Origin of the sequence: Blautia sp. 210820-DFI.6.14 (assembly GCF_020558815.1) — a bacterium.
GTDB lineage: Bacteria > Bacillota > Clostridia > Lachnospirales > Lachnospiraceae > Blautia_A > Blautia_A obeum.
In genome coordinates, this window is the sequence record NZ_JAJCKS010000015.1 from 15,994 (window position 1) to 30,882 (window position 14,889).

Annotated in this window: 14 protein-coding genes; 8 read left to right on the plus strand and 6 right to left on the minus strand. The window is 39.0% G+C overall.

Going from position 1 to position 14,889, the window contains the following annotated elements:
• Positions 1-13 precede the first annotated feature (13 nt).
• The 6 genes from mnmE to rpmH all read right to left on the minus strand — a co-directional run bounded on the left by mnmE (position 14) and on the right by rpmH (position 4,591).
• On the minus strand, positions 14-1,387 hold the full coding sequence (gene mnmE / locus LI112_RS11395) for a tRNA uridine-5-carboxymethylaminomethyl(34) synthesis GTPase MnmE (protein WP_044925332.1): 1,374 nt from the start codon (positions 1,385-1,387) through the stop codon (positions 14-16).
• Positions 1,388-1,554: 167 nt separating this feature from the next.
• Positions 1,555-2,493: an RNA-binding cell elongation regulator Jag/EloR gene (jag, locus tag LI112_RS11400; RefSeq protein ID WP_055066468.1), complete on the minus strand. Its 939-nt coding sequence runs from the start codon at positions 2,491-2,493 to the stop codon at positions 1,555-1,557.
• 24 nt (positions 2,494-2,517) lie between these two features.
• Positions 2,518-3,780, minus strand: coding sequence for a YidC/Oxa1 family membrane protein insertase (locus LI112_RS11405; protein ID WP_055066492.1), 1,263 nt, complete (start codon positions 3,778-3,780; stop codon positions 2,518-2,520).
• Positions 3,781-3,848: 68 nt separating this feature from the next.
• Positions 3,849-4,058 carry a membrane protein insertion efficiency factor YidD gene (gene yidD / locus LI112_RS11410; protein ID WP_005423862.1) on the minus strand — a complete coding sequence of 70 codons (210 nt, stop codon included), beginning with the start codon at positions 4,056-4,058 and terminating at the stop codon, positions 3,849-3,851.
• A complete protein-coding gene (gene rnpA / locus LI112_RS11415) occupies positions 4,039-4,398 on the minus strand; it encodes a ribonuclease P protein component (RefSeq protein ID WP_005423864.1) in 360 nt (119 codons plus the stop codon). Before rnpA ends, yidD begins: the two co-directional genes overlap by 20 nt.
• A gap of 58 nt (positions 4,399-4,456) precedes the next feature.
• The gene (gene rpmH, locus LI112_RS11420) at positions 4,457-4,591 is read right to left on the minus strand and encodes a 50S ribosomal protein L34 (protein ID WP_005423866.1); all 135 of its coding nucleotides are present in this window, start codon (positions 4,589-4,591) and stop codon (positions 4,457-4,459) included.
• 566 nt (positions 4,592-5,157) lie between these two features.
• Here rpmH and dnaA point away from each other — a divergent pair.
• The 8 genes from dnaA to LI112_RS11460 all read left to right on the plus strand — a co-directional run bounded on the left by dnaA (position 5,158) and on the right by LI112_RS11460 (position 14,881).
• A complete protein-coding gene (gene dnaA / locus LI112_RS11425; protein WP_005423870.1) occupies positions 5,158-6,537 on the plus strand; it encodes a chromosomal replication initiator protein DnaA in 1,380 nt (459 codons plus the stop codon).
• A 194-nt stretch (positions 6,538-6,731) separates the two neighbouring features.
• Positions 6,732-7,847 carry a DNA polymerase III subunit beta gene (gene dnaN, locus LI112_RS11430; RefSeq protein ID WP_022388847.1) on the plus strand — a complete coding sequence of 372 codons (1,116 nt, stop codon included), beginning with the start codon at positions 6,732-6,734 and terminating at the stop codon, positions 7,845-7,847.
• A 33-nt stretch (positions 7,848-7,880) separates the two neighbouring features.
• A complete protein-coding gene (locus tag LI112_RS11435) occupies positions 7,881-8,087 on the plus strand; it encodes an RNA-binding S4 domain-containing protein (RefSeq protein ID WP_022388848.1) in 207 nt (68 codons plus the stop codon).
• A gap of 2 nt (positions 8,088-8,089) precedes the next feature.
• Positions 8,090-9,178 carry a DNA replication/repair protein RecF gene (gene recF / locus LI112_RS11440; RefSeq protein WP_227190754.1) on the plus strand — a complete coding sequence of 363 codons (1,089 nt, stop codon included), beginning with the start codon at positions 8,090-8,092 and terminating at the stop codon, positions 9,176-9,178.
• An 82-nt stretch (positions 9,179-9,260) separates the two neighbouring features.
• The gene (locus tag LI112_RS11445; RefSeq protein ID WP_255646981.1) at positions 9,261-11,819 is read left to right on the plus strand and encodes a hypothetical protein; all 2,559 of its coding nucleotides are present in this window, start codon (positions 9,261-9,263) and stop codon (positions 11,817-11,819) included.
• Between the two features lie 35 nt (positions 11,820-11,854).
• On the plus strand, positions 11,855-12,727 hold the full coding sequence (gene rsmA / locus LI112_RS11450; protein ID WP_005423882.1) for a 16S rRNA (adenine(1518)-N(6)/adenine(1519)-N(6))-dimethyltransferase RsmA: 873 nt from the start codon (positions 11,855-11,857) through the stop codon (positions 12,725-12,727).
• A gap of 336 nt (positions 12,728-13,063) precedes the next feature.
• Entirely contained in the window at positions 13,064-13,528 is a 465-nt protein-coding gene (locus LI112_RS11455; protein WP_022388851.1) for a DUF1002 domain-containing protein, read from the plus strand.
• Positions 13,529-13,975: 447 nt separating this feature from the next.
• A complete protein-coding gene (locus tag LI112_RS11460) occupies positions 13,976-14,881 on the plus strand; it encodes a S1 RNA-binding domain-containing protein (RefSeq protein WP_117639688.1) in 906 nt (301 codons plus the stop codon).
• Positions 14,882-14,889: the final 8 nt, after the last annotated feature.

Sequence of the window (14,889 nt, forward strand, 5' to 3'; positions counted from 1 at the left end):
TTATCTTCCCTTCTTATTTACCAACGCAGAATTTGCTGAAAATCTCGTTTACAAGGTCTTCTCCCACAGATTCACCCACGATGCGTCCAAGACTCTCGTACGCATTCATCAGGTCAATGGAAAAGAAGTCCTCGGACATTCCCATAGCAATACTGTCCATTACAAGCTTCAGGCTTTCCTTTGATTCTTCAAGTGCGGCCTTATGACGGGCATTTGTAATATATACCTCATCGTTAAAGGAAAGCTCTCCATGGAAAAACATCCTCTTAATCTCATCCTCCAGCTGACTGATTCCGGTTTCTTCCACAACAGATACCGGAATGACCGGGCTTCCTGTTTTTTCCTTTAATTCTTCAATATCAACAGCCGCCTCAAGATCTGTTTTATTGTAAATTACGATACTCTTCCGTCCGGAAAGTAATTCCATGATCTCGCGGTCATTATCATCCAGCGGCAGTGAAGAATCCACAACATAAAGGATCAGATCTGCATTTTCCGCCATTTGTTTTGCCTTACCGACTCCGATCTTTTCGACAACATCTTCCGTTTCACGGATTCCAGCGGTATCGATCACGCGAAGCGTGATCCCGTTCAGAGAAATATATTCCTCCAGAATATCTCTTGTCGTTCCGGCAATTTCTGTAACGATTGCCCGGTCTTCTCCAACCAGAAAATTCAGAAGAGATGACTTTCCTGCATTTGGTTTTCCAAGGATAACCGTCTTGATTCCTTCCTGTATCATTCTTCCATCGTCCGCTGTTTTCAACAGTTCACTGATATTTTCACTCTCTTTTTCCACAATTTTCTGCAGTTCCTGTGGATAGTCTGTGAGGTCAAAATGTTCCGGATCATCCAGTGCCGTTTCTATATATGCAATCTGGTGAAGCAGTCTTGCACGAATTTCTTTAACAGCCCGCTGTACAGAACCCTTTAACTGTTCGACAGAACTTTTGAGTGCCATGGAATTCTTTGCCTGAATGACATCCATAACTGCCTCTGCCTGAGACAGGTCCAGCCTTCCGTTCAGAAATGCTCTTTTTGTAAACTCTCCCGGTTCTGCGATCACCGCACCATTTTTTAGAACAGTTTCCAGAACGCGTTTCATGGCATATACACCGCCATGACAATCTATTTCTACGGTGTCCTCACCCGTATATGTGTGAGGTCCTCTCATGATCATAACCAGTACTTCATCTACAACTTCTTCTCCATCATAGATAAATCCATAATGAATGGTATGGCTGACGACTGTACGAATATCTTTTTTTCCGTTTTTGGAACGATAGATCTTCGCGATCACATCCATAGCATTTTCGCCACTGATACGGACAATACCAATACCTGAAGCACTCATTGCTGTAGAGATTGCTGCAATTGTTGCGTCCATATTTCCTCCATGGTAATATCTGTTAACACAGATATTTTAATATTTATTTTTACAAAATCGATTGCTTTCAGAACTTTACAAAAAAGATGTTACCCCAGGTAAGCACACACGTCAAGACGTGTTATTCACGCTTTCACCTAGAATAACATCTTTTTTAGATTCATATATTAATATCTTTTTAATTTAACAACTACATGACGGTAAGGTTCCTCACCTTCACTGACTGTTTCAACAAATTTATTTCCCTGCAGTGCAGAGTGGATGATTCTTCTTTCATATGGATTCATCGGCTCAAGTACAACAGGTTTTCTGGTCTTTTTCACCTTGTAGGCAATTCCTCTTGCAAGGTTTTCCAGAGTCTCTTTACGACGTCTTCTGTAATCCTCTGTATCAAGTTTGACACGGATATAATCGGATTTGCCTTTATTTACAACAAGGCTTGTCAGATACTGGAGAGAATCCAGTGTCTGTCCTCTCTTACCGATAAGGATGCCCATATCTTCTCCTTCAAAATCAACTTCCAGACAACCGTCTGTTGTATTGTATTTTGAAGTGATCTGAACTTCTCCAAGATCCATGGAACCAAATACATCGCGAAGGAATACAAGTGCTCTCTCTTCAATATCTTTGATTTCTTCCGGATCTGTAATGATTTCGATCGGTTTTGATGCTTTTACCTGTTTTTCTTTCGCCGGTCTTTCTTTCTGTTCTTTTACCGGTTTCTCTTTTGCAGGTTTTTCTTTTGCAGGTCTCGGCTGTTTTTCTTCTTTTGATGCTTTTGCGGTTTCTGTCTTAGTCTCCGGTTTCACATCGTTCTGTCTGGAAACGGATTTCGGTGCAGATTTCTGTGTTTCTTTTACGGTATCTTCTTTAAAAGCATTAATTTTAACAGAATCAACGATTTTTTCGATTTCTTTTTCTTCAGAATTATCATCTACTTTACGAGCTTTGATAATTGCCGGTTTACTTCCGATTCCAAAAAATCCGGAACTTCCTTCGCTGACTACCTGAATATCAAGCTGATCACTGGATACACCCAGTTCAATACATGCCTTTGTAATTGCCTCGTTCTTTGTTTTGGCTGAAAACTGCATATATTCATCCATAGTAAAAACCCGACCTTCCTTTCCTTATTTCTTCTTATTACGTTCTTCGAAATCTCTTACAAGATTTGCCTTGGCTGTGATACTTCCGGCTTTTGCATGAGATGCATTCTTGTAAGCTTCTTCTACTTTTTTTGCACGATTTGCTTCATCAGTACCGCTCATGCCTTTTTCTACTTTATTGATATTTTTGGCACTCTGATGAGCCTGGTTTGTGATCTTCTGAGGCGGAAGTCCTTCTTTTGCTCTCTTGGCTTCCATTTTTCTCATATTTTCATTTACGAGGTCATCGATATTCATCTTATTCAGATGGCGGTTGATAAGCAGCTGCTGAATACTTCTTACTACCGCACTGGCGATCCAGTAAATACCAAGACCTACCGGGAAGGTAAAACAGAAGAATGCGGACATAAGAGGCATTACTGTGTTCATCGTCTTCATGGAACTTGCCATGGCATTGTTATCATCATTGCCATTCTGCGTCGCTGCCTGTGGCATAAGCTTCAGATTCAGCATCTGTGTAGCCCATGAAAGAAGCGGAATTGCAAGAGCTGCAATAATAAGGATCAGTGATCCTGTTTTGATATAACTCAGTGGCTGATCAGCAATGTTCAGAACACCAAATGTCTGCATCTTCTGAATTTCAGAAGCAGTCTTGCTGATCTGATCTGAAAATCCAGAAAACTGGCTGATATCCTGTAAGGATTTCCACTGTGATGGAGACAGAGCATACAGGAAATCTACGATAGAATCTGCATTATCTGTAACCTGTCTTACTCGTGTCATTTTGTTATCTGCAATAAAATTATTGATGATATCTGTAAATCCATCTACTGCAAGGATCTTTGTGCAGACACCATTGAATACATTGTAAACACTGCCAACATATGCAGGAATGTTCTGGATTACCTGATACAGAGCATACAGAATCGGCAGCTGGATAGCAAGCTGTACACAGCTTCCTGTCGCAGATACACCATATTTCTGATATACTGCCTGTGTTTCTTCCTGCATCTTCATCATAGAATCCTGATCTTTTTTACCCTGATATTTCTTCTGAATTTTCTGAATCTCAGGCTGCATGATCGCACTCAGTTTAGAAAACTTCTGCTGTTTGATCTGCAGAGGAGTCATACAAAGATAGATCAGAATACTGAAAATGATAATACAAAGACCAAGGTTCTGGATTCCGACCATATCCAGTACTTTGTAGATTGCATTCATGATCCATCCCATTACGACTGCAATCTGACCAATGATCGGGGTACCACTCTTAGTAGCCAAAATCATACTTTCCAATTTTCTAGTTCCTCCTGGATAATCTTATGAAGCAGTTACCTGAAACCACCTCATCCACCTTATGGTACGGGATCATATCCTCCATGAGAAAAAGGATTACAGCGTAATATTCTCCATACTGCAAGTAATCCTCCCTTAAGCGCACCATATTTTTCGATTGCTTCCAAACCATATTGAGAACATGTGGGAATATAAGGACACTTCGTTCTCTTCATCGGTGAAATATAGATCTGATAGAGTCGTATCATTTTAATAAGAAGTTTCTTCATCCGTTCCTCCTGCAATTGCATGCTTCTGTGCCAGATTCATAAAGGCACTCTCAATCTCCTGATAACTTCTGTCCTTTGCAGAATTACGGGCGATCACTACAATATCAAGATTTCTGTCAAATTTTTCTTCATTTAAACGATAGCTTTCTCTGATCAGCCTGGTGAGTCTGTGGCGAACCACACTATTCCCTACTTTTTTACTTACTGATATTCCCAGACGATTCATCATGTGCTGATTAGGCAGCACGTACATCACCAGATACCGATTTGCTTTTGATGTTCCACGCTTGTAAACCTGTTGAAAATCTCTGTTTTTCTTTAAGGACTCTGAATATTTCATCGAATCCTCCTTTTTTCATTATAGAAGAAAAGACCACATCAACTGCGGTCTTATATCTTTAGGCTGATAACTGTTTTCTTCCTTTTAATCTTCTGGCAGCTAATACTTTACGGCCACCCTTTGTGCTCATACGAGCTCTGAATCCATGAACTTTAGCTCTGGATCTTTTCTTTGGCTGAAATGTCATTTTCATAGGTAAAGCACCTCCTTTATCTATTATAGCGTATTCGTAATATTTTCCTAGAACATCATTTCAATTATATTCATAATGACCCTGTTCGTCAAGCCAAAATATTAAAAATCTCAAGAAATATCAGCATTTCAGCCAATTGTGGATTAACCCACACATCTATGTGGAAAGTTATGGTTAACGTAAAGTTATCCACTTTTTGTGGATAACTTGTGGATAACTCTAATTTTTCCTGTGTTTTTATCCCCATTTTTCGACTGTTTTTTACACAGTATCCTGAAAAAAGCCTTTATTTTACATCTTTTTCAGTGTGGATACACTTATACACAATCCCCATAGTCATTTTTCCACTATTTCCTATGTTATGTAAACTTATGGCATTTTATCCACCATTTCATGGTTATACACATGTGGACAAAGTGGAAAACTATCCCCGTAACCTGTGAATTTTCCCCCTTTATACCCCCAATTAACCGTTGCTAATCACGCGAATTTATTATAATATATAAAAGGATATTTATGTCTTTTGACTTATACAATAAACTTTCAAAAAACCAGGAGATAGAAACATGGATAAAGTGATTGAAAATTGGGATAAAATTCTGCAAACCGTTAAAGCAGATTACGATGTAGGCGATGTTGCCTTTAATACCTGGCTGAAGCCGCTAAAAGTCTATGATGTCAAGGATAATGTGATTACGATTCTTGTTCCTTCAGAACAGGTTGTTTTAATAAACCTTCTTAATAAGAAGTATAAGCTTCTCCTTCAGGTTACTATTTGCGAAATAACCGGCATGGATGAATGCGAAGTCAAATTCATATCTCCTGATGAGGCACCCAAAAAAGAAGTTTCTTCTTATACTAATGCTGCAGCAGAAACAGGTCTTACCGATATTGACCGTCGCTGTGAAGAAGCTCACCTCAATCCCAAATATATTTTTGATACCTTTATCGTCGGTAACAATAATAAATTTGCACAGGCCGCAGCCCTTGCAGTTGCTGAATCTCCGGGAGATACATACAACCCGCTGTTTATCTATGGAGGTGCCGGCCTTGGTAAAACCCATCTTATGCATTCCATCGCTCATTATATTATTGAGCACGATGAAAACAGCAAAGTTTTGTATGTTACCAGTGAAGAATTTACCAATGAACTGATTGAAACGATCCGAAACGGAAACAACTCAGCAATGTCCAAATTCCGTGAAAAATACAGAAACATCGATGTTCTTCTTGTCGATGATATTCAGTTTATTATAGGAAAGGAATCTACACAGGAAGAATTTTTCCATACCTTTAACAGTTTGCACAGTGCGAAAAAACAGATCATCATATCTTCTGATAAACCGCCAAAAGATATGGAAATCCTGGAAGAACGTTTCCGTTCCAGATTCGAATGGGGGTTGATCGCAGATATCACCCTTCCGGATTATGAGACACGAATGGCTATTCTTCATAAAAAAGAAGAACTGGAAGGCTATAATATCAGCGAAGAAGTCATCAAATATATCGCAACAAATATCAAATCCAATATCCGAGAACTGGAAGGTGCTTTCAACAAAGTCATGGCCAGCTCCAAACTGGAAAAGAAAGAAGTAACCCTGGAACTTGCCGAACAGGCATTAAAAGACATTATTTCACCGGATGAACAGAAGGTGATCACTCCAGATTACATTATTTCTGTAGTTGCTGAGCATTATCACGTAACCGTTGCAGATCTCTGCGGCAATAAACGAAGCTCCAAAATCGTTATGCCACGACAGATTGCAATGTATCTGTGCCGTGATATTATAGATACTTCGCTCAAAACAATCGGCAAAAATCTGGGAGACCGTGACCATACCACAGTTATGCACGGGATAGAGAAGATTGAGAACGAATTAAAGACAAATGATAACCTCAAAAACTCCATTGATACGTTAAGGAAAAAAATTAATCCACAAGGTTAAGAGACTTTTCCACACACACTTTTAACTTTGAAAGTCGTTTATACACGGAGTTATACAGTAAAGAAATCCCCGTTTTTCAAGGTTTGAAAGACTTTTTCACATATTCACACCCCCCTAAGGCGGCTACGGCGGATTTCTTTATATATTTTTATTTATAAAGCCAATTCTGAAACAGGAAGGGAGTTATACACATCATGAAAATCATCTGTTCCAAAAGTAATCTTTTAAAAAGCGTAAATATATCTTTGAAAGCTGTACCATCCAAAACAACAATGCCAATTCTTGAATGTATTCTTATGGATGCAACAACAAACCAGATCAAATTTACTACCAATGACATGGAACTTGGTATTGAAACAATCGTTGATGGTCATATTGAAGAAAAAGGTATGGTTGCTCTTGATGCAAAAATCTTCTATGAAATCATTCGAAGACTTCCGGATAATGATGTAACCATTACCACAGACAGCAATTTCGTAGCTACGATCACCTGTGAAAAAGCCAAATTTACAATTCCGGGCAAAGCAGGCGAAGATTTTGCATATCTTCCGGTTATTGAAAAAGATGAATCACTGACTCTTTCTCAGTTTACTTTGAAAGAAATGATTCGTCAGACAATCTTTTCCATTGCAGTTAATGAAAATAACCGCCTGATGACCGGGGAATTATTTGAAATTAAAGACAATTGTCTAAAAATTGTTTCTCTGGATGGTCATCGTATCTCTATCCGTAAGATGCCTCTGAAAAAAGATTATTCAGATCGCAAGATCGTTGTTCCGGGAAAAACATTAAGTGAGATCAGCAAGATCCTGTCCGGTGAAATTGACGATCAGGTAAGTATCTATTTTACAAAAAATCATATTCTGTTTGAATTTGATCAGACGATGGTTGTTTCCAGACTGATCGAAGGAGAATATTTCCGCATTGATCAGATGCTTTCCAGTGATTACGATACAAAAGTCAGCGTAAACAAAAAAGAATTCCTTGACTGTATTGACCGAGCAACACTTCTGGTACGAGAAGGCGACAAAAAACCAATCGTAATCGAGATCAAAGATAACAGCATGGAACTGAAAATCGATTCTGCTATGGGTTCCATGAATGAAGAGATTGATATTGAAAAAGATGGTAAAGATATTCTCATCGGATTCAACCCGAAATTCCTGATCGATGCTTTGAAAGTTATTGATGATGAAGTAATTCATATGTATCTGATGAACCCGAAAGCACCATGTTTTATCAGAGATGATGAAGAAAACTACACATACCTGATCCTGCCGGTAAATATCAGTCAGAATCAGAATAGATAAAAATAGAATCAGTCCAGATAAGAGGTGAATGATTTGGAAATCAAAATCAGAGATGAATTTATAAAACTCGGACAGGCTTTGAAACTTGCCGGAGTCGTAGAAGACGGAGTGGAAGCAAAGTATGCGATTCAGGATGGTCTTGTTCAGGTAAATGGTGAAGTTGACCAGCGAAGAGGCCGTAAGGTTTATGAAGGTGATGTGATCACTTTTGAAGATCAGGAAATCAAAGTCATCAGATAATTATGTATATAGAATCGATAGAACTTAAGAATTTCAGAAATTATCAGGATCTGCAGCTGGATTTTGATAAAGGAACCAATATTTTTTATGGAGATAATGCGCAGGGTAAAACCAATATTCTGGAATCTGTGTATATTTGTGGGACAACGAAATCACATAAAGGAAGTAAAGACAAAGAAATCATTCGTTTTGGAGAGGAAGAATCTCATATTCGAATGATGGTAAAAAAGGATGAGCTTTCTTATAAGATCGATATGCATCTTCGTAAAAATAAGGCAAAAGGCGTGGCAATCAATGGATTACCGATTAAAAAAGCCAGGGAATTATTTGGAATCGTAAATCTTGTTTTTTTCTCACCGGAGGATCTGAATATCATCAAAAACGGACCTGGTGAGAGAAGAAGATTTATGGATCTGGAATTATGCCAGCTTGACCAGATATATCTGACGGATCTGGCAGGATATAATCATATCGTAAATCAGAGAAACCGTCTTCTGAAAGATCTTTACCAGAATCCTTCTTTACGGGAAACACTGGAGATCTGGGATATTCAGATGTTGCAGTACGGAAAAAAGATCATTGATAAAAGACGGGATTTTGTCAGAGACCTGAATGATGTGATTCAGGATATCCATCGTAATCTGACGGGTGGAGAAGAACATCTTGAGGTCATTTACGAACCGAGTACAGAGTCAGAATGCTTTGAAGAAACTTTGAAAAAAAACAGAGAACGTGATATGCGGATGAAAATGACATCTGCCGGTCCACACAGAGATGATCTGTGTTTTATGGTAAACGGGATCGATATCCGAAAATTTGGTTCACAGGGACAGCAAAGAACAGCGGCCCTGTCTTTGAAACTTTCAGAAATCTATCTGGTAAAAGAAAAAATCAAAGATACGCCGATACTTCTTCTGGATGATGTACTTTCAGAGTTGGACAGCAACAGACAGACATATCTGCTGGACAGCATTCATGATATACAGACACTGATCACTTGTACGGGACTGGATGATTTTGTGAGCCACCAGTTTCATATCAACAAAGTTTTCAAAGTGGTAAAAGGAGAAGTGTTTAACCCTGTAAATTAAAGCATTTTTGTGGTTATCATATTTTGACAAGCATTATGGCATATGTTACACTGTTTTTAATATTGGAAAGTTGGTGAAGGCATTGGATAAAGAGGAATTTCGGATCAAACTCGAAGAAATAAATCGTCTTGTAGAAAAGAAAAATTACAAGGATGCCATGGAAGTGGTAGACAGTATTGACTGGCGTCGTGTTAAGAATGTTCGTACCTTATGTGTTGTTGGAGAAATCTATGCAGCAAATAAAAGATACGAAGACAGTAAGGAAATCTTCCTTCTGGCTTATCACAGAGCACCGATTGGCAAAAATATTTTATATCGCTTAATTGAAGTATCCCTCAAGATGAAGGATATCAGCGAAGCAGAAGAATTTTATGAGGAATTTCTGGAGGTTGCACCAAATGATAACACCAGATATATCCTCAAGTACAAAATCTGCAAGGAAAAACAGGTTTCTCTGGATGAACAGATCAGAATCCTGGAAGAATACAAAGAGAAAGAATTTACAGAGCGCTGGTCTTATGAACTGGCAAAACTGTATTATCAGAATGGAGATACTCAGAAGTGTCTGAGTCTTTGTGATGAAATGGTTCTCTGGTTCAGTGACGGAAAATACGTTATGAAGGCACTGGATCTCAAGAACAGAATGGGAATGCTGACGGGAGAAGAAAAAGAAAAATATGACAGTCAGTTTATTCCAAAACTTACACCTGTAGAAGATGCGGATTCTATCAATGAAGAAAAGCCTGCGCAGGAAGTGAAAACTGCAGAAGAGGACGGACCTGTGATCGAGAGCGTAGCAATCGATGAGAGAGATGTCAACAGTGCAGAAAGTCTTCAGGAAAAAATTTCGAAAGGTATCAGAGATATCTTCAGTGGAAACAAAAAGAAAGAAACTGAAGAAGATTTCATGAAAGAAGAACAGGAAGCTCCGGAAGAAGTCCAGGAGGAACTTATCAAAGACATTTCTTCTGATGAGACTGATGTGAATGTTCCGGAACTTGAGCCGGAAGATGCAATGATCCATCCGCCTAAGAATCCAGGACAGTCTGTTTTCAGCAATATGGAAGAAATGATCGAGCAGGTTACCGAAGAGGAAATCAAGAGCGGTCCGGAAGAACCGACTGCCGGAGAAAATACGGAGATACTGGAATCAGAGGATACTCTGGAAGCAGCTGAGCCTGCTGAAAATGTTGAAGCTGAGAAGGAAGATAAAGCGGCTGAGAATACAGAAAAACAGCCGGTTGAAATGAAAATGCCGGAGCTTGAAATTCCGGAATCCATGAAGAATATGAATTTGGATAATCCTGAAGAAATAGAAATTCCAAAAGCACCGGATATTTGCCTGCCAGGTGCAGAAAATGCATCTTCAGATGATTTTGAATTTAATCTTGAAGATACGATCCTTGCAGCTGCGTCTGCCCAGGGAATTGAAATTCCGAAAGGACCGATTCCGGCAAAGAAACCAGCTGAAGAGGTTCAGGAAACTGTTCCGGAGGACGATGAAGAATATATGTCCGAAGAAGATCTTCAGAGTGCAGAGGATGAATTTATGAATGGTCCGGCAGGAAAAGCAGCCGAGCCGGAACAGGATGAAACGGAATCCGATGAGAATGATCAGGAAGAACCGGAAACAGATGAATTTGATTCTCTGATGGAAGATGATGAAGATTTCGGAGAAGAAGATGGTTATGAAGATGAGGATGATCTGCTGAAAGGAATGGATTTCCTCAATGATATTGATAATGCAGAGACAATGGAGATTCCTGTCAGAGAAGTTAAGAAATCCAAACCTGCGAAAAAAGCAAAAAAACCGGTTTCAGAAGAAGAAGAAATGGAACAGCTGATCGATTCTATGCAGCCTAAGAAAAATGCAGAAGATATAATTACGAGGGAAAAAGTACTTACAGAGGATGAAGAGAAGCTCTTTACATACTTTGCAAAAGTACCTGGACTGAAAGAACAGATCCTTGATACGCTTTGTGATGTACAGATGGGTGCTGCAGATAAAACATCCAGAACAGGTAACGTGATTGTTATGGGTGGTCGTGAAACCGGAAAAACCCGCCTGATCTCAAGTCTGATTCCTGCAATCTGCAAAGAGCTGAATCTGGATGCATCCAAAGTTGCCTATGTATTTGCAGATCAGATCAATGGCAAGAATATTGCAGAGATCGTCAGCAAGATGGCAGGAGGATTCCTGGTTATCGAAAACGCAAATCAGCTTACCAAAGAAACAGTAAATCAGCTGAACAAAGCAATGGAATTCCGTACAGACGGTCTGATCGTTATCATCGAAGATGAAAAGATCGGTATGCGTAAACTGATTGCGAGATTCCCGAAATTTACATCCAAATTTACATCTATGATCAATATTCCGGTATTTACCAATGATGAGCTTGTTAACTTTGCAAAAGTGTACACAAGAGAAAATGGATATACTATTGATCAGATGGGTATGCTTGCACTGTATAATCTGATCAGTACAAGCCAGAAAGAAGATCAGCCGATGAATGTAGGCGCTGTCAAAGAAATCATTGATAATGCCATTGCAAAATCCAAAGGCGGACTTCGCAAGCTGATAGGCAAGAAGAAAGTCAATCCTGACGGATACATGGTACTTTACGAGAAAGATTTCAGCTGAAAAATTAAAATGAGCATACGCAACAGGAGGAAATTATGACCAGACCTTATCTTGGAAACCCGAAATATACCATTGAAGTTCTTCAAAAGTACGGATTTGTGTTCCAGAAAAGGTTTGGTCAGAATTTTCTGATTGATACCCGTGTTCTGGACAGGATCATTGAGGCATCTGAAATTACAAAAGATGATTTTGTACTGGAAATCGGACCAGGAATCGGAACGATGACTCAGTATCTGGCAGATGCGGCCAGAGAGGTTACTGCAGTTGAGATTGATGACGCGTTGATCCCGATTCTTCAGGATACGCTGAAAGAGTGGGATAATGTATCTGTGATACATGGTGATATCCTGAAGACAGATATCCGGAAGATCGCAGATGAAAAGAATCAGGGACGTCCGATCAAAGTTGTGGCAAATCTGCCGTATTATATAACAACACCGATCATCATGGGACTGTTTGAAAGTCATGTGCCTGTAGATTCCATTACGGTAATGGTTCAGAAAGAAGTTGCAGACAGAATGCAGACAGGTCCCGGATCCAAGGATTATGGCGCTTTATCACTGGCAGTACAGTATTATGCAAAACCGGAGATCGTGGCAAATGTTCCGCCGAACTGTTTTATGCCGAGACCGAAGGTTGGCAGTGCAGTGATCCGGCTGACCAGACATCAGAATCCGCCGGTACAGGCAAAGGATGAAAAGCTGATGTTCCGTATTATCCGCGCTTCTTTTAACCAGAGAAGAAAGACACTGGCAAACGGATTAAAAAATTCACAGGAGCTGCAGTTTACCAAAGAACAGGTTGAGCAGGCAATCACGGAATGTGGACTTCCACTGAATATCCGAGGTGAGGCTCTTACCCTGGAACAGTTTGCTGCACTGGCAGATATTTTTGTAGATATGAAATAATAAAAATAACAACTATAAAAGGCATCCGGTGGCTGGTCGGATGCCTTTTATAGTAATATTTATTAAATTTAAAAGGAAGGAGAGTTGATTGCTTTTCGGCAATCAACATATGAAAAAGAAAATTTTATAAAAATAATGTTGGCTGTATTATTTTTATGGTCTTAGTATATCCAGAAATTGTGATGGAATCATGTTTAACTTATGAAAAAAAAGTGAACGATTGTCGAAAGTTCTATGAATTAAGAATATTTTACAGCTTTTTTTTCAGAGTGTGTTATAATGCAGTTCGTATCATTGATAGAAAATGTAATTGTATTTATTCAGGAGGTAATTAAAATGATGAAAATAAACAAATTAAGCGCATTTATTCTTGCAGGAGCTCTTACATGTACTGCACCTGCCATGGTTTATGCAGATCAGACAACCGATGCTGCTGTAGATCAGGCAGTAGAACTTCTGGAGCAGAGTGGAGTAGATGACCTGTTATCAGATCCGGATAAAGTGGTAGATCTTATTATCGCTGCCAAAGAAACTCTGGGAACAGTAAATGTAACAGATGATCAGATCAGCAGTGCACTGGATGTTGCAGCTGGAGAATTAGGGGTAACTCTTTCTGATTCTGACAAATCCACATTAATTCAGTTGTACAATAAATTCAAAAACATGGATCTGGATGAGAATGAGCTGAGATCTCAGGTAAACAAAGTGTATGACAAACTGGAAAGCCTTGGAATTACGAAAGAAGATGTGAAGGGAATTCTTGGCAAACTTGTTGAGCTTGTAAAAGGATTTCTGAACTAAGAAGAGTTCTGTTATATGACAATGTATAAAATACACAACAAGTAAAATAACATAAAAAAACCATATGTTACATTTTTATAAAAAACGAGGATGAAAAACGAAAAAATTGTGCAAATACACGAAAGGTTCATGACTTGTTCATACTATGTTCATAAATGACTGGTACTATAAGGATAGTTCGAAAGAGCTACACAAAACAGACGTTGTAATGTTCTTCATTACACATAAATTTTTTCATAATAATCGCCCCGGTAAACCACTGCCGGGGCACTCCTCGTTTATAAGCCCCTATTTTGGGGGCTTTTTTTATTTTACAGGTTATAATATAATTGATATAAGGGTACAAAAGAATGTATTGAAGGAAATGCATTGCGAAAACATGTGGCATGCTATAATACAGATAATAAATAAAGAATAACAAGTATAAGTAAAGGAGAACGGAAAATCATGGCTGAATCAATGAAAGATTATGAAAAAGAACTGGAAGAGTCTATGAAAACAATAGAAGAAGGCGATATTCTTACAGGGACTGTAATCAGTGTAGATGAAAAAGAAGTAATCCTTGATCTGAAATATTATGCAGAGGGCGTGATTCCGGCAGAAAACTACAGCAGAGAACCGGGATTCAGCCTGAAGGATGAAGTACATGAAGGAGATGAAGTCTCTGCAACAGTTGTAAGAAAAGACGATGGACAGGGAAATATTCTTCTTTCCAGAGTTGAGGCAGTAGACGTGCTGGCATGGGATAAATTAAAAGAACTGAAAGAATCCGGTGAAGTGCTGGATGTTGTAGTAAAAGGAATCACAAATGCCGGTGTTATTGCGTATGTGGAAGGTGTAAGGGGATTTATTCCAGCATCCAAACTTGCACTGAATTATGTGGAGGACACAGAAGAATATCTGAATAAACCGATTCAGGTACAGGTGCTGGATGTAGACAAAGAAAGTAAGAAACTGATTCTTTCTGCCAAAGAAATTCTCAGAGCAAAAGAGGAAGAAGAAAGAAAAAATAAAGTTTCAAACCTGGAGATTGGTCTTGTAACAGAAGGAACTGTAGAGAGTCTTCAGCCATATGGGGCATTTGTAAATCTTGGAAATGGACTTTCCGGCCTGGTTCACATTTCACAGATCTGTGAAAAAAGGATCAAGAAACCATCAGAGGTTCTGGCAGTGGGAGATACGGTAAAGGTCAAAGTTACTGCGATCAAAGATGGCAAACTCAGTCTCAGCATCAAAGAAGCAACAGATATGATGGCAAAGGAAATCGAAGAAGAGGTTTACGAAGTGCCGGATGCAGGAGAGCAGGCAACGACTTCTCTGGGATCACTTTTTGCAAACATTAAATTAGATTAATTAATAAG

What these genes read in the sequence shown, in the direction of transcription:
- mnmE (WP_044925332.1), bottom strand. Translation starts at nt 1,387, where the DNA reads ATGGACGCAACAATTGCAGCAATCTCTACAGCAATGAGTGCTTCAGGT.
- jag (WP_055066468.1), bottom strand. Translation starts at nt 2,493, where the DNA reads ATGGATGAATATATGCAGTTTTCAGCCAAAACAAAGAACGAGGCAATT.
- LI112_RS11405 (WP_055066492.1), bottom strand. Translation starts at nt 3,780, where the DNA reads ATGATTTTGGCTACTAAGAGTGGTACCCCGATCATTGGTCAGATTGCA.
- yidD (WP_005423862.1), bottom strand. Translation starts at nt 4,058, where the DNA reads ATGAAGAAACTTCTTATTAAAATGATACGACTCTATCAGATCTATATT.
- rnpA (WP_005423864.1), bottom strand. Translation starts at nt 4,398, where the DNA reads ATGAAATATTCAGAGTCCTTAAAGAAAAACAGAGATTTTCAACAGGTT.
- rpmH (WP_005423866.1), bottom strand. Translation starts at nt 4,591, where the DNA reads ATGAAAATGACATTTCAGCCAAAGAAAAGATCCAGAGCTAAAGTTCAT.
- dnaA (WP_005423870.1), top strand. Translation starts at nt 5,158, where the DNA reads ATGGATAAAGTGATTGAAAATTGGGATAAAATTCTGCAAACCGTTAAA.
- dnaN (WP_022388847.1), top strand. Translation starts at nt 6,732, where the DNA reads ATGAAAATCATCTGTTCCAAAAGTAATCTTTTAAAAAGCGTAAATATA.
- recF (WP_227190754.1), top strand. Translation starts at nt 8,090, where the DNA reads ATGTATATAGAATCGATAGAACTTAAGAATTTCAGAAATTATCAGGAT.
- rsmA (WP_005423882.1), top strand. Translation starts at nt 11,855, where the DNA reads ATGACCAGACCTTATCTTGGAAACCCGAAATATACCATTGAAGTTCTT.
- LI112_RS11455 (WP_022388851.1), top strand. Translation starts at nt 13,064, where the DNA reads ATGATGAAAATAAACAAATTAAGCGCATTTATTCTTGCAGGAGCTCTT.
- LI112_RS11460 (WP_117639688.1), top strand. Translation starts at nt 13,976, where the DNA reads ATGGCTGAATCAATGAAAGATTATGAAAAAGAACTGGAAGAGTCTATG.